The sequence below is a fragment of the Martelella sp. HB161492 genome, assembly GCF_013184775.1.
Classification (GTDB): Bacteria; Pseudomonadota; Alphaproteobacteria; order Rhizobiales; family Rhizobiaceae; genus Martelella.
This window is the reverse complement of sequence record NZ_JAATVV010000001.1, coordinates 381,600-402,684: the sequence shown is the minus strand read 5'-3', so window position 1 is coordinate 402,684 and position 21,085 is coordinate 381,600. Positions and strand designations below refer to the sequence as shown.

General features: G+C 60.8%; 17 protein-coding genes. 15 read left to right on the top strand and 2 right to left on the bottom strand.

Annotated features, from left to right (window positions below; translation table 11 throughout):
• Window positions 1-51: 51 nt before the first annotated feature.
• Window positions 52-1,134: an ABC transporter substrate-binding protein gene (locus HCK86_RS01835; RefSeq protein ID WP_176082750.1), complete on the bottom strand. Its 1,083-nt coding sequence runs from the start codon at window positions 1,132-1,134 to the stop codon at window positions 52-54.
• A 410-nt stretch (window positions 1,135-1,544) separates the two neighbouring features.
• Here HCK86_RS01835 and HCK86_RS01830 point away from each other — a divergent pair, with 410 nt between their 5' ends.
• The 10 genes from HCK86_RS01830 to HCK86_RS01785 are packed head-to-tail and all read left to right on the top strand — an operon-like array spanning window position 1,545 to window position 12,868.
• Window positions 1,545-2,426: a branched-chain amino acid ABC transporter permease gene (locus tag HCK86_RS01830; RefSeq protein ID WP_176082749.1), complete on the top strand. Its 882-nt coding sequence runs from the start codon at window positions 1,545-1,547 to the stop codon at window positions 2,424-2,426.
• Window positions 2,423-3,370, top strand: coding sequence for a branched-chain amino acid ABC transporter permease (locus HCK86_RS01825; protein WP_176082748.1), 948 nt, complete (start codon window positions 2,423-2,425; stop codon window positions 3,368-3,370). The genes HCK86_RS01830 and HCK86_RS01825 overlap by 4 nt, the downstream gene beginning before the upstream one ends.
• Entirely contained in the window at window positions 3,367-4,149 is a 783-nt protein-coding gene (locus tag HCK86_RS01820) for an ABC transporter ATP-binding protein (protein WP_176082747.1), read from the top strand. The genes HCK86_RS01825 and HCK86_RS01820 overlap by 4 nt, the downstream gene beginning before the upstream one ends.
• The gene (locus tag HCK86_RS01815; protein WP_210259784.1) at window positions 4,133-4,867 is read left to right on the top strand and encodes an ABC transporter ATP-binding protein; all 735 of its coding nucleotides are present in this window, start codon (window positions 4,133-4,135) and stop codon (window positions 4,865-4,867) included. Before HCK86_RS01820 ends, HCK86_RS01815 begins: the two co-directional genes overlap by 17 nt.
• A complete protein-coding gene (locus tag HCK86_RS01810; RefSeq protein ID WP_176082746.1) occupies window positions 4,864-6,945 on the top strand; it encodes a hydantoinase/oxoprolinase family protein in 2,082 nt (693 codons plus the stop codon). Before HCK86_RS01815 ends, HCK86_RS01810 begins: the two co-directional genes overlap by 4 nt.
• On the top strand, window positions 6,945-8,732 hold the full coding sequence (locus tag HCK86_RS01805; RefSeq protein ID WP_176082745.1) for a hydantoinase B/oxoprolinase family protein: 1,788 nt from the start codon (window positions 6,945-6,947) through the stop codon (window positions 8,730-8,732). The genes HCK86_RS01810 and HCK86_RS01805 overlap by 1 nt, the downstream gene beginning before the upstream one ends.
• 2 nt (window positions 8,733-8,734) lie before the next feature.
• Window positions 8,735-9,742 carry an LLM class F420-dependent oxidoreductase gene (locus tag HCK86_RS01800; protein WP_210259783.1) on the top strand — a complete coding sequence of 336 codons (1,008 nt, stop codon included), beginning with the start codon at window positions 8,735-8,737 and terminating at the stop codon, window positions 9,740-9,742.
• Window positions 9,732-11,024 carry a pyridoxal-phosphate dependent enzyme gene (locus HCK86_RS01795; RefSeq protein ID WP_210259782.1) on the top strand — a complete coding sequence of 431 codons (1,293 nt, stop codon included), beginning with the start codon at window positions 9,732-9,734 and terminating at the stop codon, window positions 11,022-11,024. The genes HCK86_RS01800 and HCK86_RS01795 overlap by 11 nt, the downstream gene beginning before the upstream one ends.
• Complete coding sequence (locus HCK86_RS01790) at window positions 11,014-11,988, top strand: LLM class flavin-dependent oxidoreductase (protein ID WP_176082744.1); 975 nt, start codon at window positions 11,014-11,016, stop codon at window positions 11,986-11,988. The genes HCK86_RS01795 and HCK86_RS01790 overlap by 11 nt, the downstream gene beginning before the upstream one ends.
• Window positions 11,989-12,046: 58 nt before the next feature.
• Window positions 12,047-12,868, top strand: a complete 822-nt coding sequence (locus HCK86_RS01785) for an IclR family transcriptional regulator (RefSeq protein ID WP_176082743.1) — start codon at window positions 12,047-12,049, stop codon at window positions 12,866-12,868.
• Window positions 12,869-12,928: 60 nt separating this feature from the next.
• On the opposite strand, the gene HCK86_RS01780 is transcribed toward HCK86_RS01785, so the two are convergent.
• Window positions 12,929-14,584, bottom strand: coding sequence for a U32 family peptidase (locus tag HCK86_RS01780; protein WP_176082742.1), 1,656 nt, complete (start codon window positions 14,582-14,584; stop codon window positions 12,929-12,931).
• A 308-nt stretch (window positions 14,585-14,892) separates the two neighbouring features.
• On the opposite strand from HCK86_RS01780, the gene HCK86_RS01775 reads away from it, so the two are divergent.
• The 5 genes from HCK86_RS01775 (at window position 14,893) to HCK86_RS01755 (ending at window position 21,056) form a co-directional block, all read left to right on the top strand.
• Window positions 14,893-15,879 (top strand): GAF domain-containing protein, encoded by a 987-nt coding sequence (locus HCK86_RS01775; protein ID WP_176082741.1) that lies wholly within the window; start codon window positions 14,893-14,895, stop codon window positions 15,877-15,879.
• 170 nt (window positions 15,880-16,049) lie between these two features.
• On the top strand, window positions 16,050-17,558 hold the full coding sequence (gene adh, locus HCK86_RS01770) for an aldehyde dehydrogenase (RefSeq protein ID WP_281409578.1): 1,509 nt from the start codon (window positions 16,050-16,052) through the stop codon (window positions 17,556-17,558).
• Window positions 17,559-17,692: 134 nt separating this feature from the next.
• A complete protein-coding gene (locus HCK86_RS01765) occupies window positions 17,693-18,070 on the top strand; it encodes a DUF779 domain-containing protein (RefSeq protein ID WP_176082954.1) in 378 nt (125 codons plus the stop codon).
• Between the two features lie 475 nt (window positions 18,071-18,545).
• Window positions 18,546-19,694 carry a lactaldehyde reductase gene (fucO, locus tag HCK86_RS01760; RefSeq protein ID WP_176082739.1) on the top strand — a complete coding sequence of 383 codons (1,149 nt, stop codon included), beginning with the start codon at window positions 18,546-18,548 and terminating at the stop codon, window positions 19,692-19,694.
• Window positions 19,695-19,943: 249 nt separating this feature from the next.
• Window positions 19,944-21,056 carry an ABC transporter ATP-binding protein gene (locus HCK86_RS01755; RefSeq protein WP_176082738.1) on the top strand — a complete coding sequence of 371 codons (1,113 nt, stop codon included), beginning with the start codon at window positions 19,944-19,946 and terminating at the stop codon, window positions 21,054-21,056.
• Window positions 21,057-21,085 lie beyond the last annotated feature (29 nt).

Genomic DNA, 21,085 nt, shown 5'->3' with positions numbered 1-21,085 from the left:
ACGCGTAATTCGGGGAAGGGGCGGGCGATACCCGCCCCCTTAATCTCGGATTTACTTGACGTCGGCGAGGTCGAGGATATCGACGGCGCGGTCCTTGACGCCCTGAATGACGACAACCTTGCCGGCCTGATTGTGGTCGTCGAAGGTGACTTCCTTGCCGAGAACATTGGTGAACTTGATGTTCTGCAGTGCATCACGAATGGCGGCGGGGTCGGCGCTGCCGGCCTCTTCGATCGCCTGGGCGATGATGCGCACGGAATCATAGCCGGCCCAGGTCTGCAGCACCGGCTTCATGTCGTGATCTGCCTCGATGTTCTTGACGAAGGCATCATTGAGATCGCTGTGGATTTCGGCCGAATAGGACCAGGCTGAAACCGAGCCTTCCATGCCGCCTGCCTCGATGATCTGCATGTTTTCACCGCCCAGTTCCGCACGGCCCGTATAGGGGATGGTGAGGCCGAGCTGCATGGCGTTGCGCAGCATGTTCAGCTGGTCGCCGCCAAGCTGGAACAGTGCGATCGCGTCGGGCTTTTCACGGGCAACGCGGGTCAGAACCGGGGTAAAGTCCGGGGTCTGCTGCGGCACGAAATCGGTCGACAGGATCTCGATTCCGGCATCCTTTGCCAGCGGTTCGAAGGACGTGGCGCCACCGCGGCCGAAATCTGAGTCTTCGGCAATGATCGCAACCTTCTTGAAATCGCTCTTTTCGCCGAGGTAACGCACCAGCGTTTCCATCATCGCCTGGTCGGAGGGGTTGATGCGGAAGGCCCACTTATTGCCGCCGACGCCGGAAAGCTCGGTGATCTTGGGGCTGGAGGCAACGCCGGAAACCATCGGGATGCCGGCCTCTTCGATGATCGGCATGGTGGCGAGGCCAGCGGTCGAGCAATGGGCGCCGATAATGGCGACAACCTTGGCCTCGACCAGACGGTTGGCGACGTTGACGGCGTCCGACGGGTTGCAGCGATTATCCATCGGCAGCACTTCGATCTGCTTGCCAAGGACGCCGCCCTTTTCGTTGATTTCCTTCACCGCCAGATCGATGCCCCATTTTTCACGCTCGGCCGCCATGGCAGCCGGGCCGGTATAGGGATTTGAGATGCCGATGACGATATTTTCGGCATTTGCAACCATAGGCGTGCCTAAAATTGCGGCTGCAAACAGGGTAGCTGATAGTATTTTCATCTGTTCCTCTTATCGGGACAAGTACAAATTGCGTATATCGGGCCATCAAATGCAATTTGTGAGGTCCGTTCTGATTTTTATATTGACATGATGTCAACGAGCACACAATGTATGCATACAAACGGATACGCAAGTGATTTTTTCATTCTTTTTGGGTTTAAGTAATCCGGTTAATATTGCAGTGATTGTCTGTAATATTTGGAATGAACATGGCAGTTTTGTTTTGGGTTTTCCGTGCAGGACCCAAGTTCAAAATCACCAATCCACTCGCGAAAACAAAAAATGCCGGCCGGAACTGACCTTCGTCAGGCCCTGACCAGGCAGGGAGGTGTGGGAATGGCTGCAGCGACGGAGAGAAAATGGACTATCACTACTTGTTTCAGATAACGGCCAACGGGCTGGTGATGGGGCTGATCTATGCACTCATCGCTGTCGGTCTGGCGCTGCTGTTCGGCGTACTTGGCATTGTCAATTTCGCCCATGGCGAATTTCTTCTGGTTGGCGCCTATGGCATGGTGTTTGCGCTGCCGCTATTCGGCCTCTCCTATGTTCCGGGCCTCGCTGTTGCTGTGGTCGGGGCGCTGATCTTCGGCCTCATTCTTTATGAAGCCTTTCTGTCGAAGATCGGTCCCGGCGAATTCGAGCGTTCGATCCTGATCACCATGGCGCTGTCGATCATCATCCTGAACGGCTTTCAGTATTTCTTCACCGCAACGCCGCGGATGGTCGAAACCCAGTTCGGCTTTGCCGGTATCGATATTGGCGGGATCCGCATCGCCTGGACCCGCATTGCCGCCGGCATTGTTGCGATCCTCTCCTTTGCCGGGCTGATCACGGTGCTGAATTTCACCCAGTTCGGCCGTGCCATGCGGGCGGTCGCGCAAAACCGTGAGGCGGCGCTGATGGTCGGCATCCGGCCGCGCCGTGTCGGGCGCAATTCGGTGCTGCTGGCGGCGGCCCTTTGCGGGCTTGCCGGTGCAGCGATCGCGCCGATCCAGCTGGTGCAGCCCTATCTCGGGCAGACATTGGTCTTCAAGGCGCTTGCCATCATCATCATCGGCGGCATGGGCTCCATTCCGGGGGCTGCCGTCGCGGCGATCTGCCTTGGGGTTCTGGAAAGCTGGGTTGGTGGCTTCTTTGATGTCATCTGGCAGGAAGCGGCCGGCTTCATCGTCATGATCGTCGTCTTGATGCTGCGTCCCAATGGTCTGTTTTCGCGTGGTGGGGTGCGGGTCGGATGAAGAAATCTCTTCCCATTCTTGCCGTTGGCGTGGTTGTGGCGCTGGCGCCGGTGCTGGGTGCGTCCAGCTATATTCTCGGTGTCGGCGTCCTGGTCTTCGCCTATCTCGTTTCGGCCATGTCGCTCAACATCATCTATGGTCTGCTCGGTCTGCTGTCGCTCGCCCATGTCGCCTTCTGGGGCATTGGCGGTTATGTCGCGGTCATTGCCGTGGTTGATCACGGCGTCAGCTTCTGGCTGGCCGTGCCGCTTGCAGGTCTTGCGGCCGGCATTCTTTCCATTCTGGTCGGCTATCCGGCACTGCGGCTCAATCGCCATTCCTTCGTTGTCGTGACGCTGAGCCTGACCCTTCTTGCAACGCTCGTGTCGCGGGACTGGATGGGGGTCACCCGCGGTCCGATGGGCATTCCGGGGCTTCCGGCGCCGAATTTCTTCGGCATCAGTCTCGATGGCCCGCTCGGCTTCTATTATCTGTCCTTCGCCTTTGCCGCGGTATCGCTGGGGCTGATGTATATCTTCTTCACCTCGCGGCTGGCCGGGACCATGCGTGCCATCTGCCAGAGCGAGGAGCTGGCCCGCTCGCAGGGCATCAATCCGACGCCCTACAAATTGCTGGGCTTCTTTCTGTCAGCCTTCTTCACCGCCATGGCGGGCGGCATCTATGCCTTCCATATGCGTGTCATCGATCCGCTGATCTTCGATTTCTACTTCATGCAGGCCTTCCTCATCATCGTGATCGTCGGCGGACGCGGCAGCTTTACCGGCGTGCTGATCTCCGGTGCCATCATGGCGATCCTGCCGGAAGTGCTGCGCTTTTCAGTCGATCTCAGAATGATCCTCTATGGCGTCATCCTGCTTGTCTTCGTGCTGAAACTGCCGGAAGGGCTCGCGGGCTTCGTGAGACGGCGCCGTGAAGAGAAAATGCGACTGGAGCTGCGCCAATGACCACCGCAAACAAGGCGGCCGGACTGCTGACGGTTCGCGCCCTTCACAAGAGCTTTGCCGGTGTGCATGCGGTTGAAGACATGTCCTTCGATGTGCCGCATAACACGATCACCGGCATTATCGGGCCGAATGGCTCGGGCAAGAGCACGACGATCGATTGCCTGTCGGGCTTTCAGAAACCCGATTCCGGTTCGGTCATTCTCGACGGCACGGATATTACCGGGCTTCCGGCGGAAGCCATTGCCAAGGCCGGGCTGATCCGCACCTTCCAGACCGTGCGCATCTACGAGCAGATGACGCTGAAGGAAAACCTGCTTCAGGCCATGCGCCCTTTTCAGAAGGTCAATTGGCTTGATGATTTTCTGCGCACGCCGGCCATGCGCCGGGCGGTCGAGGAAGCCATGGTCCGTGCCAATGAGCTGACCGACATGATCGGCCTCAGGCGCTATTTCGACGCGCCGACCGGAATCCTGTCCTATGGACAGAAAAAGCTTGTGGCGCTGGCCGCCGGTCTGATGGTGCGGCCCAAGCTTTTGATCCTTGACGAGCCGGTGGCGGGCGTCAATCCAAGCCGCATCCGCGAGATCGAGGAGGTTATCCTCAACCTTCACGCCGCCGGCGAAAGCTTCGTCATTGTCGAGCACAATGTCGAATTCGTCATGCGGCTCAGCGAACGCGTCGTCGTCTTCGTCAACGGGACGAAGATGACCGAGGGCGATCCGGCAACGGTTCAAAACGACCAGCGCGTATTGGAGGCCTATCTTGGAAACGCTTCTTGAACTGAAAGACCTTTCGGCCGGTTATGGCGGCAAGGCAATTGTCCACGGCGTTTCCTTCGCGCTTCAAAAGGGTTCCATCACCACGCTGGTCGGCGGCAATGGTGCCGGAAAATCGACGCTGATGCGGGCAATCTACGGCTCCTGCGATCACCTGGGCGGCTCGGTCGTCTTCAGGGGGCAGGCAATCGAAAAGGCTGACCCGTTCGACCGCCATCGCATGGGCATCGGCTTCGTGCCGCAGGGCCGCTGCAATTTCGCCGAGATGACGGTGTCGGAAAATCTGAAGATGGGCTGCTACACGCTGCCCGCCCGCGAACATGCAAAGCGCATCGAGCACATGCTGGAAGCCTTTCCGGTGCTCAAGCGCAAATATCGCCTGAAGGCCGGCAATATGTCGGGTGGCGAACAGCAGATCCTTGAAACGGCGATGGTGCTGCTGGCCGAACCCTCGATGCTGCTGCTGGACGAACCCTCGCTCGGCCTGTCGCCGAAAACACAGGGCGAGGTCTTTGACATGGTGCGCGAAATTGCCGCGCGCGGCGTTACCGTGCTGATCGTCGAGCAGAATGTCCACGGCGCATTGCTGATTTCCGATACGGCGATCGTGCTCGAAATGGGACGCAAATTTCTCGAAGGGCCGGCGAACGACGTGCGCAACGACCCGAATATTCGCCACGCCTATCTGGGTGGCAACATCACGAAGGACATAAGCGAATGACTGCAAAGGCGCGGCTGGCCGTCGATATCGGCGGCACATTCACCGACCTTGCCCTGGAGGCAGGCGGCGAGCGGGTCACGACCAAGGTACTGACCACGCCACGCGCCCCTGAAGAGGGCGTGCTGACGGGGATCGGCCAGATTCTGACAAAAGCGGGGATTCCGGCCTCCGATCTTTCAATCATCATCCATGGCACAACGCTTGCCACCAATGCCATCATCGAGCGCAAGGGCGCCAAGACGGCAATGCTGGTGACCGAAGGGTTCCGTGATTCCATCGAAATGGCCTATGAGAACCGTTTCGAGCAATATGACATCATGATGGATCGCCCGCCCTCGCTGGTGCCGCGCCATCTGCGCTACGGCATTCGCGGGCGGATTGCGGCCGGGGGCCGCGAAATCGAAGCGCTGGATGAGGCGGCAATCCGCACCGTCTGCGCGTCGCTTCGCGAAGAAGAGGTTGGCGCTGTCGCCATCTGCTTCCTCCACTCCTACGCCAATTCGGGCCATGAAGAGCGTGCCCGCGACATCATCGCCGAAGAGCTTCCGGATATTTCAATCACGCTTTCTTCCGAGGTTTGCCCGGAAATCCGTGAATATGAGCGTTGGTCGACCGCCACTGCCAATGCCTATATCCAGCCGGTCATGGCAAGCTATCTCAGCCGTCTGGTGATCGCGCTTTCGCAGATGGGCGCCGATTGCCCCTTCTTCATGATCACCTCGGCTGGCGGGCTGACCGATGTCGATCTGGCGCGCCGTTTCCCGATCCGCCTTGTCGAAAGCGGTCCGGCCGGTGGCGCCATTCTGGCCGCCCATGTGGCCTCTGAATGTGCCTTTGACGATATCGTTTCCTTCGATATGGGCGGCACCACCGCCAAGATCTGCCTGATCGAGGACAGCCAGCCGCATTATTCCCGCTCCTTCGAGGTGGCGCGGCAATACCGTTTCCTGAAAGGATCCGGCCTGCCGATCCGCATTCCGGTGATCGATATGGTCGAGATCGGTGCTGGCGGCGGTTCGGTTGCCCGTGTGGACGAGATGGCGCGCATCCAGATCGGCCCGGACAGCATGGGTTCCGAACCGGGACCGGCAAGCTATGACCGCGGCGGTGACATGGCGACCGTGACGGATGGCAATGTCGTGCTTGGCCGCATCGACCCGGATCACTTTGCCGGCGGCACCATCCCGATGAACAAGGCCAAGGCGGAAGCGGCGATCATGGCCCATGTCGGCGATCCGCTTGATCTCGAACTCTTCGATGCCGCACTCGGCATTTCCGAGGTCGTGGAAGAAAACATGGCCAATGCCTCGCGCGTTCATGCCGTCGAGCTAGGCCGCGATCTGAAGGGGCGCACCATGATCGCCTTTGGCGGCGCAGCTCCCCTTCATGCCGCCCGGCTTGCCGAGAAGCTCGGCATTTCCCGCGTCGTCATTCCGGCCAGCGCCGGTGTGGGCTCGGCGGTCGGTTTCCTGCTGGCACCGATTGCCTTCGAGATCGCCCAGAGCCGCTATACCAGCCTTGATACGCGCTTCGATGTCGCCGCGATCAATGCACTGCGCGAAACGCTTTATGAAAAGGCGCATGCAATCGTCGCCCCCGGTGCCGGTGATCAGCCGCTGGTCGCCACCTGGACGGCGGATATGCGCTATGCAGGCCAAGGTCACGAGATCACCGTCGATATTCCCGAGACGCCGTTCGACGATGCAGCGGCTGAAACGCTCGAGGCATTGTTCATCAAGGCCTATGTGGAAAAGTTCGGCCGCTCCATTCCGGGGTTGAGTGTCGAGGTCAGTGGCTGGTCGCTGCGGCTGGCGACGGCGATGAAACCGGCAGAAAAGGCCGCGTTTTCAACCAATCCTGTGCTGCTTGCCCCGCAAAAGACCCGGCAGGTCGCCGACCCCTTGAGCAATTCCATGGTTGAAGCCGGGGTTTATGAACGGGCTGCACTGACCCCCGATGTCGTCGTCGATGGTCCGGCGATCATCGTCGAGGACGAGACCACCACGGTCGTGACGGCACGCTATCGCGCCCAGGTTAATTCGCTCGGCCACATCATTCTTGAACGGAAAGACGTCTAATGTCAGAGCATAATACTTTCTCGGTCATTCAGTTCCAGATCATGTGGGACCGGCTGATCTCGGTTGTCGAGGAACAGGCCCAGGCATTGATCCGGACCGGCTTTTCCACCTCCACCCGCGAAGCCGGCGATGTTTCGGCCGGTGTCTTCAATACGAAGGGGGAAATGCTGGCCCAGGCGGTGACCGGCACCCCCGGTCACGTCAATTCCATGGCGCGCGCCGTCGTTCACTTCCTCCATGACTTTCCCGTCGAGACGATGAAGCCGGGTGACAGCTTCATCACCAATGATCCATGGAAGGGCACCGGCCATCTGCATGACTTCACCGTGGTGACGCCGACCTTTTTCGGCGGCCAGGTGGTGGGCCTGTTCGCCTGCACCTGCCATGTGGTCGATGTCGGTGGGCGCGGCATGGGCCCCGATGCCCGGCAGGTCTATGAGGAAGGCATTCATGTGCCGCTGATGTATCTCGCGCGCGAGGGCACAGTGGATGCGACGCTGACCGCGCTGATCCGCACCAATGTGCGCGAGCCGGTTCAGGTCGTCGGCGATATCTATTCGCTGGCAGCCTGCAACGACATTGGCGGCAACCGCCTGATCGAGATGATGGAAGAGTTCGGCATCGACACGCTCGATGTCCTGGGCGAACATATCCTCGAAAAGACGAAAGTGGCGATGCTCGAGGCAATCGCCGCCGTCGAGCCCGGCACCTATTCGAACACGATGCGGGTTGACGGCTATGACCGGCCGATCGATCTCGTCGCGACACTGACGATTGCCGATGATCACATCGTCGTCGATTTCGACGGCACCTCGCCGCCGTCCTCCTTCGGCATCAATGTGCCGTTCTGCTATACGGAGGCCTATACGAGCTTCGGGGTGAAGTGCATTGTCGCGCCCAAGGTGCCGAACAATGCCGCCTCGCTGGCGCCGATCATCATCCGCACGCCGGAAAACTGCATCCTCAACGCCAAACACCCGCTGCCGGTGGCGACCCGCCACATCACCGGGCAATTGCTGCCGGACGTCACCTTCGGCTGCCTGGCGCAGGCCAGAACCAAGACCGGCGAAAATCTGCCGGTTCCGGCCGAGGGCACATCATGTCTGTGGAACCTGTTCGCCATGGGCGGTCCGGGCCGGGTTGAAGCCAGTCCCGAAACACTGGCGAAGGCCAAGACCTTCACTGTGATGAGTTTCCATTCCGGCGGGGCAGGTGCGCGCCCTGGAAAAGACGGTCTGTCAGCGACTGCATTTCCCTCGGGGGTTCGCAACGTTCCCGTTGAAATCACCGAGGCCGGTTCTCCCATCATCTTCCTGCGCAAGGAATATCGCGTCGATTCCGGCGGCGCCGGTTTCTACCGCGGCGGCCTTGGCCAGGTGATGGAGGTCAACACGCTGGACGAAGCCCCCTTCGCCATCAGCGCCAATTATGACCGTGTCGAGTTCCCTCCGCGCGGCCGCGATGGCGGGCTGGATGGCGCGGCGGGTATTCTCAGCGTTTCGTCGGGCAAGAAAATGCGCGGCAAGGGTCAGCAGACTGTCCCCTACGGAGACCGTCTCCTGATCGAGATGCCCGGCGGCGGCGGTATCGGCCACCCCTTCCTGCGCCCCGTGGAGAAGGTGCAGGACGATGTTGCCGAGGGGCGGGTCTCGCTTGCAGCGGCACGGCGCGATTACGGCGTCGTGCTGGATGAGGCTTTTGCCATCAACCATGAACAAACGGCGTTGCTGCGGCAGGCCATGATTGAAAAAGCAGGTGTTGCAGACACCGCCAACGAGGGAGCATAAGCATGCTGGTCAGCGCAGGATTGCCCACGGGGATGGAAGGTTTGACCTATCCGATCCCGTTCTCATCACCCGAAACCCTTCTCCAGATTGCCCAGCATGCCGAAAAACACGGCTATCACTCGGTCTGGGGCAATGATCACATGACCACCCAGCATTATGTGCGTGAGGAATTTCCAACACCGCCGCGTTTCTGGGAACCGCTGATCACCTATGCCTATCTGGCCGCCCATACCAAGACGCTGCGCTTCGGCACCGGCGTTCTGGTGCTGCCGATGCGCCGCGATATCGTGGTGACCGCCAAGCAGATCGCAACGCTTGATCATCTTTCCGGCGGCCGCGTCGAGATCGGCGTCGGCGTCGGCGCCTATCGCGAGGAATTTGATGCGCTTTGGCCGGATTCCGGCGCCCATCGCGGCGATATGGTCGAAGAGGGCGTTGATGCGCTCAACGTCTTGTTCAGTGAGCGTGCGGCAAGTTTCGACGGCAAATACTACCAGTTCCGCGATGTCGAATTGTGGCCGAAGCCGATGCAGAAGAAGCTGCCGATCTATTTCGGCGGCAACAGCCCGAAACATCTCGCCCGTGTCGCCCGTGCGGCCGATGGCTGGATCCCGGCCGGCATGGATGTCACCAAGCTTGGCGGTCTGGTCGACCAGCTGAAGGCCATGGCAACCGAGGCCGGACGTGACCCCGAGACGATCGAGATCGCGCCGCAATATGTCTGCCATATCGGCAAGACCCGCGAGGAAGCCTATGCCCGTTTCCGCCAGAGCCAGATGTGCAAGCATCTGATCTCGCTGAAGAAATCGACGATGAAGAATGAGGGCGCGCAGAACCTTGAGGAAATCAATCTGATCGGCACGCCGGAAGAGGTGGTTGAAAAGGCGCTGAAGGCAAAGGCTGCCGGTGTGACCCATCTGCTCGGCCTCTATTTCGCCGCCAATGACGTTCCGGAACTGCTTGATCAGATGCAGGTCTTTGCAGAGGAAGTCATGCCGCATGTCGTCTGAGACGAAGCTGAATGACGCTGGCCCGGCGCTGGAAATCGCGCCGGGCTCGCTGGCCATCGGTCAGCGCTCGCTCGGTGATCCGAGCCGTCTCTTTCCGTTGACACCGGTGATCGTTGACGGCTGCCCGGAATCATCGGATGAGGCGATGCAATATCCGCTCGAAATCGATTACGACTATGATGCGGTGGATCGCCGTCTGTTTGAGCAGGCCCCCGGCCCCGGACTGGATCGCTGGGCGCCGCTTTTGCCGCCTCTGGCCAAAGGGCTGTCGATGGGCGAGGGCGGAACGCCGCTGATTGCTGCCGAAGCCTTCGGCCGCTCGATCGGCATTACCGGCGATCTCTATCTGAAAGATGAAAGCCGCAATCCGACCTGGAGCCATAAGGACAGGCTCAATCTCTGTGTCGTCAGCGCCGCGATTGCCTCAGGCGCCCGCGGCATTGCCGTTGCCTCGTCCGGCAATCACGGGGCGGCGGCTGCAGCCTATGCGGCGCGCGCCGGATTGCCGTGCGTGGTGGTCACCAGCGGTGGCATGCCGCCCGCGTTCCGCGATTTTCTGATGTCGCTTGGCGCCCGTGTCGTCGTCACGCCCGAGAATCGCCGCTGGCCGGTGCTGCGCCGCATTGTCAACGAGACCGGCTTCATGCCGGCCAGCAATCTGACGCGCTTTCACACCGGCAATCCCTATGGCCCCGAAGGATACAAGACCATAGCCTATGAGCTGTTTCTCCAGCTTGATCATACGGTGCCGGACCATATCCTGGCGCCGACCGGCTATGGCGAAATGCTGTTTGGCGTGTGGAAGGGTTTTCAGGAGCTGAAGCGGCTCGGTCTGGTTGACCGGCTGCCGAAAATCTATGCCTGCGAACCGGCGATACGCGGTCCGTTGCGGCGTGCCGTCTCCTCCAATGCAGCGGCAGCCGAGGTTTCCGGCCCCGCCTCGATTGCGGTTGGCATTGCCTGCGCGGTGAGCAGCTATCGCGGCGCCATGGCGATCGACAACCGGGCTGACCGGGCGTTGCCGGCCTCCGAGGCTGGCATTGCCACCATGCGCCGGCGTCTTGCCGGACGCGGCCTCTTCCAGGAATATTCCGGGGTTGCCGGTCTTGCTGCCGCTTCAGAAGCTGCCGAAAACGGGCTGGTTCTGGATGGCAAGGTGGTGGCCATCATGACCTCGTCAGGCCTGAAGGACGTGACGCCGACGGGGGCCGAAATCTACGGCGAGGATACGCTTGACGGGCTGATCGAGACATTGCGGGAAGGAACAGTCGATGGCGCATGAAATCGGGTTCTCGCTTGAAGGCGGGGAAAGCTGGGCGGAAACGCTGGCCATGGCGACGATGATGGATGAGGGCGGGGTGGATACGCTCTGGCTGGCCTGCCATCTGTTCCAGCGCGAGCCGATTGCCCGGGCAACGGCCATTCTCGGGGCGACGAAACGGCTCAAGGTCGCGCTGATGGCGATGAGCCCTTTCAGCATGCATCCGGTCTATATCGCCATGGCGGCGGCAACACTGGACGAGATGTTTCCCGGCCGCGTCACGCTGTGCCTCGGCGTCGGCGCGCCGCGTGACCTTGATGCCGCCGGCATTGCTGCGGAAAAACCATTGCCGGTGATGCGCGAGACGGTCGATCTGGTGCGCGCGCTGCTGTCTGGCGAGACGGTGGCCTTTGCGGGACGTCATTTCAATGTTAGCGGCCGGGCGCTGGAAACCGGGCAGCGTGCCGTCCCCATCATCCTTGCCGCTTCACGCGAGAAGATGCTCCATCTTGCGGGTTCCCACGCCGACGGCTTGCTGATCAGCGCGGCAACGTCGGTGCCATTCATCGAAAGCTGCTTCAGGCATGTGGCCGATGGCGAGGCCGAGGCGGGCCAGCGTGGCAAGCGGATCGGTCTCGTCTACTGTGCCATCGAGGATGAGGCGGAAAAGGCCTATGACGGTCTGCGGCGCAAGATGGCCTTCATTCTGCGCGGCATGCACCACAGACAGAATATCGTGCTGGGCGGTGCCACGCTCGATCAGCAGGCTCTGGCGAAAGCCTATGCGGATAGCGACTGGGCGGCGGTCGACCGGCTCGTCACGGATGAAGTCGTGCGCCGTCACGCCATCGCCGGAACGCCGGAAGAGGCGGCGCAGCGCATCGGCGACTATGAAGCGGTCGGGCTTGACCAGCTGGTGATTTCCGGCGTCAAGACGGCCGCCGAGCTCCGGCATCTGCTTGATCATATGAACATTGGACGATGAGGTGGGGCGGTCCCGCCACGTCAACTCATTTTGACGATTGGAAAGTGCTTTGCTAGAATTGGGCGAACAAGGAATAACCGACCTGCCGAAGTCCACGACCGATCTCGACGCCAACCAGTCGCTTTCCAAGGCGCTTCAGATCATCAAGATGCTGAGCGCCACCGAGGGCGATATCGGCGTGCGCGAACTTGGCCGCAGGCTGTCGATTCCGCCAAGCGTGGTGCATCGGCTTCTGGCAACGCTGAAGAACCATGATTTCGTCGAGCAGGACCCGCGCACCATGCGTTACCGCGTCGGTTTCGGCCTTTACGGCGCCGGGCAGTCCTATCTGATGCAGCGCACGCTGGCCGATGCGGCGCTCGAGGAATTGCAGCAGCTTTCGATCAAGTTCCAGATGAGTGCCTATCTCGGCGTTCTCCATGATACCGAGATCGTCTATTTCCTGTCGCTGCCCGGTGCGCCGATGTCGGTCAATCCGCAGCCCGGCCGCACCGTGCCGATCCACACCACGGCACTTGGCAAGGTTATTCTTGCCGGAATGGACAGCGACGAGCTCGAAGCCTGCGTGCGCCGGCTGGATTTCCGCCGGCATACCGACAAGACGGTTACGGATATTGGCCATTTCCTGAAGGAAGTCGAGAACTGCCGCATCGCCGGCTATGCGACCTGCCTGGAAGAAAATCTCGACGGGATCTTTGCGGTCGGCGTGCCGGTGCATGACGAGCGCGGTGATGTGGTCGCCGCCATCAGTCTCGGCAATTCCGATGGTCCGGAATTTCACCGCCTGCTCGAACCGATCATTGCCGAACTGCACAAGGCGGCCGGACGGATCAGCGAGAAACTTGGCCGTCCGGTCAGGGTCAGAGCCGGCAAGGGCTAGCGCATCGGCTCGAAAATCGGAATCGATTTTCGAAAAGAACGCACAGCGCTCGAGAACGGATCAGCCCATCCGTTCGCGCATATTGCGCTCCAGCATTTCGCCCGGCTTCTTCTTTTCCAGAAGGGCGCGGGCCCTTGCATAGTCCGGATCGTTCCAGAAGATCAGACAGCCATTGCAGCCGCGGCCGCAGCAGCCTTCGACGCCGCGGCGTGAGGTGCGGGCGCGCTTGTCCATGGTTTCGGCACTGATGGCATCCTGAAGCTTTTTCGCCTGGTTGCGCCACGCGCCCTCGCGTGCGGTATCGCCCAGCTCGATCTTCTGGGCGAGGCGGTCGAGCTTCAGCCGCCGCCATTCTTCCTCGCTCAGAAGGCTTTCCTTGCGGATGATTGTGAAAGGCGGGAATTTTGTCCGCATATCCTCAGCGGCTTCATGGTCGAAGGCGGTGAAGGGCACGAAAATGCGGTGCTTGCGGGCGCCTTCCACGGTTGCAAGCGTCTCGTCCGGCGCACCATCCAGCTGAAAGCCGTAAAGGCGCAGCAGAACCGGCTGGGCATCGGCGTCGGGTGGCAGGAATTCCAACACATCACCGGCATCGAGCCGGTTCTTCAGTTCCACCACAAGTCCGTCTTCGCGGGCTTCGCGCACGATCCCGGCATATTCCCAAGGGGCAGTGGTGCGGGTGTTTTCGTAATTATGCGCATAGTTCTGCAGCCGGCCCTCGTGAAAGGCGATGGTATAGCCACGGTTTCCAGCGCCTTCCAGTGCCTCCATATAGGGTTCGGGCGACCAGTTTTCCGGGTCCCGGTACCAGGCATCAATGGCCCGGCGATAGGCGCGGGCGACGCTCGCCACATAATAGGCGCTCTTGTTGCGCCCCTCGACCTTGAGACTGTCGACGCCGATCGACAGCAGGTCGTCAAGCTTTGGCAGCAGACACATATCCTTGGAATTGAGGATATAGGAGCCGCGCTGATCCTCCTCGATCGGCATCAGCTCACCCGGCCGGCAGCCTTCCTCGAGCACGAATTCGAACAATTCGAGATTTTCTTCCGAAAGCGGCAGCTCCTTGATGGTGCCGTCCTTGAGCCGCATGTGGACCTTGTATTGCCAGCGGCAGGAATTGGCGCAATTGCCCTGATTGGCGCCACGCTCGGCCATGAAATTCGACAGAAGACAGCGCCCGGAATAGGTCATGCACATGGCGCCGTGGATGAAGCTTTCCAGCCGGACATCAGGGCAGTGGGCCCGGATCTCGCGCATTTCGGCAAAGGTCACCTCGCGGGCCAGCACCACCAGATCGGCGCCCTGATCCTTCCAGAAATCGACCGTCAGCGAGGAGCAGACATTGGCCTGGGTGGAGATGTGAAGCGGGATGCCGGGCGCGTGTTTGCGCACATAATGGAACACGCCCGGATCGGCGATGATGACGCCATCGGGCCGGATCTCTTTCAGCGTTTCGACATAGAGGCCAAGCTTTTCGATATCCTTGTTATGGGTGAAAAGATTCAGCGTCAGATAGACCCGCACCTGATGGGCATGGGCAAAGGCAATGCCTTCCTTCACGTCTTCAAGCGAGAATTGCGACTTGGTCCTGAGCGACATGTCCGGCGTGCCGAGATAGACGGCATCCGCGCCGTATAGGACGGCGACCTTCAGCCGTTCCAGCGAGCCGGCAGGCATCAGAAGTTCGGATCGGCGATCTGGCAGTTCGGTCATGGCAAGGTGCTCCCGCCGGGGTGGCTGTCCCGGCATTTCGTGCCGGTTCTATAGGGCGGCGGGCGAGGGCATGCGAGCGCCTCTGTCAGTCGTTCTGGCGAAAATCAGGCCTTGAGCGCGTTTTTGCCGGATTTGTGGCATTTGCGCCCCGCTTGCATTTGTCTTTCGTCAAGGCTGACGGGCGCCGATCTTTCCTGTATCATCATGCGATCAGTCACCGGAATGAGGAGCCGGCGGCTGATCCAAGCGGCCCGGCGTCCTGACATGAGCGATGAAAGAGGCCGCATCGATATCGGGAGGAGATATCCATGGCCGTGACGAGACAGACGGCGATTGGTGGCATGCATGCCGACAGGGTGCTGGCAACGGCGCTTTCGGCACGCGGACCGGCTGCATCGCCCATTGCCGCCTCGTGGTGGCGTTCCATTGTTCAGCATAATCTCGATCCGTCGGGTGTCGCAGGCATGCGGCCTGAACGGCTGGATGCTAAGGCGCTGAAGGAGCGCCGCCAGCGCAGCGATCTCATGCTTTCGGCTGCGGCCGGCCGGCTTGATTTCCTGTTCCGCTGTGTCGGGCAATCGGCCTGCGGCGTGTTTCTGAGTGACCGCGACGGTGTTGTGCTGGACAAGCGCTGGCGGGACGGTGATCAGGAAAGTTTCGAATTATGGGGGCTGCGCCCGGGGCGCGTCTGGGCGGAAGCGGTGGAAGGCACCAATGGCATCGGCACCTGCCTTGCCGAACTTCGTCCGGTGATCATCCATCGGGACGAACATTTCTTCGATCGCAACATCGCCATGAGCTGCATTGATGCACCGATCTTCGGGCCCGACGGCACGCTGATCGGCGCGCTCGACATCTCGTCGGCCCGCAGCGATCAGACTGCGTCCGCCAATCAGATGATTGCCGCTCTGGTTCAGCAGACGGCCCGGCTGATCGAGGCGGATTGCTTTCGCCGCGCCCATGACGGTCATCGCATCACCCTTGTCGACGGGCATGAGGAGAACGGCGAGGCGACGGCGCTTCTGGCGCTCAGCGCCGATGATCTGGTGGTCGGCGCCACGCGGGCGGCCCGCCAGGCACTGGGGCTGCAGCTTTCAGGCAGCTTTGCCCCCATGCCCGCCGGGGATCTTCTGGGGCATGGTGATGAGCGGCGCGGCTTCGATCCGGCCGAGCGGGCCGTTCTGGTGCAGGCGCTGGCGCGGCACAGCGGCAATGCCAGCCGGGCGGCACGCGATCTCGGGATCGGCCGGGCAACGCTTTACCGCCGGATGAAGCGGCTCGGCATGGCACCCTGATCTGCGGCGCCATGATCTGGCGCCTGGCATTTCGCTTTTGTCGCAAAACTGTCTCGCCGCTGAGACAGCTTGACGCAATTTATGACATCGCCGCGGTGACAGCGAAGAACAGGCGGCCCACACTTCCTGTCAGTTCTGAAAGATCTGGGAGGAGAATCATGAACGAAATGCTGAAACCCGAAGGGCTTCTGAAGTCCCCCTTCAAGGCGCGCTATGACAACTTCATCGGCGGCAAGTTTGTTCCGCCGAAGAACGGGCGCTATTTCACCAATACAACACCGATCACCGGTGCGCCGATCAATGAGATCGCGCGATCCGATGCCGATGATATCAATCTCGCCCTTGATGCCGCCCATGCCGCCAAGGGCAAATGGGGCTCGACCGCGCCGACCGAGCGCGCCCGTGCACTGCTGAAGATCGCCGATACGATCGAGGCCAATCTGGCGCTGCTGGCAACAGCGGAAACCTGGGACAATGGCAAGCCGATCCGCGAGACGATGAATGCCGATATTCCGCTCGCCGCCGATCACTTCCGCTATTTCGCCTCGGTGCTGCGCGCCCAGGAAGGCTCGATGAGCGAGATCGACGATGATACGATCGCCTATCATTTCCATGAGCCGCTCGGCGTTGTCGGTCAGATCATCCCCTGGAACTTCCCAATCCTGATGGCCGCCTGGAAACTGGCACCGGCCATTGCCGCAGGCAATTGCGTGGTCATCAAACCGGCGGAACAGACACCGGCCTCGATCATGGTGCTCGCTGAACTGATCGCCGATATCCTGCCGCCCGGTGTGCTCAATATCGTCAATGGCTTCGGTCTTGAGGCCGGCAAGCCGCTGGCGCAGAGCCCGCGCATCGCCAAGATCGCCTTTACCGGCGAGACGACGACCGGCCGTCTGATCATGCAATATGCCACCGAAAACCTGATCCCCGTGACGCTGGAACTCGGCGGCAAATCGCCCAACATCTTCTTCAAGGATGTGATGCGCGAGGATGACGGCTTCCTCGACAAGGCGATTGAAGGCTTCGTGTTCTTCGCGCTCAATCAGGGTGAGGTCTGCACCTGCCCCAGCCGTGCGCTGATCCAGGAAGATATCTATGATGCCTTCATGGAAAAGGCGATTGCACGGACAGAGGCGATCATCCAGGGCGATCCGCGTGCTGATAACACCATGATCGGCGCCCAGGCGTCCAGCGAGCAGAAGGAAAAGATCCTCAGCTACTTCGATATCGGCCGTCAGGAAGGTGCCGAAGTGCTGATCGGCGGTGCTGCTGCCGATCTCGGCGGTGATCTCTCCGGCGGCTATTACATCCAGCCGACGATTCTCAAGGGCCACAACAAGATGCGGGTGTTCCAGGAGGAGATCTTCGGCCCGGTCGTGTCCGTCACCACCTTCAAGGACGAGGCGGAAGCGCTCGAGATCGCCAATGACACGCTTTACGGCCTCGGGGCCGGCGTGTGGTCGCGCGATGCCAATACCTGCTATCGCTTCGGCCGTCACATTCAGGCGGGCCGCGTCTGGGTCAACAATTACCATGCCTATCCGGCTCATGCTGCCTTCGGTGGCTACAAGCAGTCCGGTATCGGCCGCGAGACCCACAAGATGATGCTCGATCACTATCAGCAGACCAAGAACCTGCTGGTGAGCTACTCGACGGACAAGGTCGGCTTTTTCTAAGCCGTCACCTTCAGTGGCGATGCGGATATTTCCGGTTCGCAACGGGCGGAATGGTTTTCGCCCGTTGCCTCGCAAAGCGAACGCGGGAGGCTTTCATGGACGAGCAAGCGATCAGCTGTGTGACCGATCAGGATCTGCCGGATGGCGCGACGCGCCACTGTCGCGTTACGGCGACGGATGCGGCGCGGACGCTGATCCGTGAGATCCGGGCCGACCATGGAGACATCATGTTTCATCAGTCGGGTGGCTGCTGCGATGGTTCGTCGCCCATGTGCTACCCGAAATCAGAATTCCACCTTGGCACAAGCGATGTGCGCCTTGGTGAAGTCGAAGGGGCGGAGGTCTATATTTCCGGCCCGCAATTTGCAGCCTGGAAACATACCCAGCTGATCCTCGATGTCGTTCCCGGGCGCGGCGGCATGTTCAGTCTCGACAATGGACGTGAGAAACGTTTCCTCACCCGTTCACGTCTGTTTTCTGAAGAAGAGCTTGCCGCGCTCGATCCTCCCTGACCGGTGCGGACGAAAAACGCCCCCTTTACGGGGGCAGGACCGGTGACAGGCCGAGCGTTCCCGCCGGGCGGCGACTTTTCCAATCAATGCATTGCAGAACCGGGTTCCCGTGAGAAGCACAGCGATGGCCATGGCGGCATTTGGCGGGACGTTTCGGTAACCGCTCCACAGCCCTTTCTGTCCGGTTCTTGCCAGAACCGGTGATCCGGTGTGCCGGATTGGTCATTTTTGCCTGCCGGAGGCCACATCAATTGCGCAAAGGCAATGCGCACCCGCTGTTGGCGCTGCTAATCTTGAGGCGCGGCCGGGGTCTTGATGCCTCGAATGTTCCGGTCCGGTGGCGGGGGACGAAAATGCCTTCTCCTGTCCGCTTTCTCTTCAACGTCAAGACCGCTCGGGGCACGGCCTGGCAGACCAGGTTTCAAGGCGAAACGCCGCGCGTGCTCGACGGCGATGCCGCAGGGAAGGAAACAAAATGTATCGGATGATCCTGAATGAGACGTCATATTTCGGTGCCGGTGCCCGGTCCGAGCTTGTGGGCGAGGTTCAGCGGCGTGGCTATACCAAGGCGCTGATCGTGACTGATGATGTGCTGACCAAAGCAGGCGTCGTTGCCAAGGTGACGGCATTGCTGGATGATGCGGGACTGCCCTATGCCATCTATGACAAGGTCATGCCGAACCCGACGATTGCCTGTGTCACCGCCGGTATCGATGCCTATAAGGCGGCCGGTGCCGACTATCTGATCGCGATCGGTGGCGGTTCGCCGCAGGATACCTGCAAGGCGATCGGCATTGTCATCAACAATCCCGAATATGCTGACATCCGTTCGCTTGAGGGTGTCGCGCCGACCAAAAGGCCTTCCGTGCCGATTATTGCCCTTGCCACGACGGCTGGCACGGCGGCGGAAGTCACCATCAATTATGTGATCACGGATGAGGAAAAGAAGCGCAAATTCGTCTGTGTCGATCCGCATGACATTCCGCAGGTTGCCATCATCGATAGCGAGCTGATGGCATCGATGCCGGTTTCACTGAAGGCGGCGACCGGCATGGATGCGCTGACTCACGCGATCGAGGGCTATATCACAAAGGGGGCCTGGGAACTGACGGATGCGCTGCATATCAAGGCGATCGAGATCATCGCCCGCTCGCTGCGCGCCTCCTGCGCCGGTGATCCTGAAGGCGTGGCGGAAATGGCGCTTGGCCAGTATGTCGCCGGCATGGGCTTTTCCAATGTCGGGCTCGGGCTTGTCCACGGCATGGCGCATCCGCTGGGCGCCTTCTATGACACGCCGCATGGTGTCGCCAACGCCATCCTGCTGCCGACCATCATGGCTTATAATGCGGATTTCACCGCCGAGAAATACCGCGATATCGCCGTCGCCATGGGTGTTGAGGGCGCCGGAGCCATGAGCCTCGCCGAGGTTCGCAAGGCCGCTGTCGATGCCGTGCGCCAGCTTTCGGTCGACGTCAAAATTCCAACCAAGCTCAGCGATGTCGGGGTGAAGGCGGAGGATGTCGATGCCTTGTCCGAAGCTGCCATGGCCGATGTCTGCACGGGCGGCAACCCGCGCGAGGCAAAGATCGAGGAGGTCCGTGCGCTTTACCGCACGCTTCTCTGACGCCGGCATCACGATCTGAGGCAAGGGCATCAGGCCGGTGCGGAAACGCACCGGCCATTTTCGTTCGCTCACCAGCGGGCTGCCATGAGTCGGAGCGGGCGGGACAGGGGGGACGATGGAAAATTGCGAGCGCTGGCATTCGCCGGTCATAAAACTGTTATGTGAATTGCCTATGACACAGGCGGCATTTTGTGATCGGCGCCTGTCCTCCATTGGTCTAAGGCGGCACGATGAGGGGAATGAAATTCGATGTCGCCTGCTAGCGCAGCACCGGTTGACTTGGTGCGGGAACGGTCACATTCGGCCGGAGCCCGTGTTGACGTGTCGGGTGTTGCCAAGCATTTTGGCGACAATGCCGTTCTGAAATCCATCAATCTTTCGGTTGCACCTGGCGAGGTCGTGGCCCTGCTTGGTCCATCCGGCTCCGGCAAGACCACCCTGCTGCGTCTGCTGGCAGGGCTGATGGCGCCGAGCGACGGGCGCATAGCCATTGGCGATATGGTTGTGGCCGATGGCGCGACGGGAAAGCTCGTGCCGCCGGAAAAGCGGTCCATTGGCATGGTATTTCAGGATTATGCGCTCTGGCCGCATATGAGCGTTGCCGGCAATGTTGCCTTTCCGCTGGAGGTTCAGCATGTGAACCGTGCCGAACGCAAGGCGCGTGTGGCCGAAGCGCTGGATCTGGTGGCGCTCGGCCCCTTTGCCGGCCGCAGCCCGGCCACCCTGTCCGGCGGGCAGCAGCAGCGTGTGGCGCTGGCGCGTGCGGTGGTTTCACAGCCGTCGCTCATTCTGTTCGATGAGCCGCTTTCCAATCTCGATCGTGAACTGCGTGAACAGCTGGTGGTCGATATCGCCGCGCTGGTGCGGTCCCTCGGGATGACAGGCGTTTATGTCACCCATGATCATGCCGAGGCCTTTGCCATTGCCGATCGCGTTGCTGTCATGGCCGATGGCTATATTCTGCAGATCGCCGCACCGGAGATGCTGGTTCGTCAACCGGCCTCGGCCGAGGTCGCATCCTTCCTGAAGCTCGGTCTCCTGATCCCGGCGCGCAAGGGCGCGGCCGGCATTGTCGTCGAGCGTGAAGGGACCGTGCTTCAGCCGCCTGCAGGCTTTGGCGGCGCGGATGGCAAGGGGCACCTGTTCGTGCCGCGTGCGGCTCTTGAAATGCGCGGTGCCGGGCAGGCAAGCCTTTCTGGCCGCGTTGTGCATTCGATGTTTCGCGGCGATGGCTATGCGCTGCGCCTGAAGCTTGATTGCGGCATCGATGCCGATCTTGCCAGTGCGGAACCGCTCGCCGACGGCGCGGCGGTCAGTCTTTCATTTGCCTGGGAAACCGCGCGCTGGTTTGGCGATAACTGAACTGATTTTGCATTCAACCCATTGCTGGA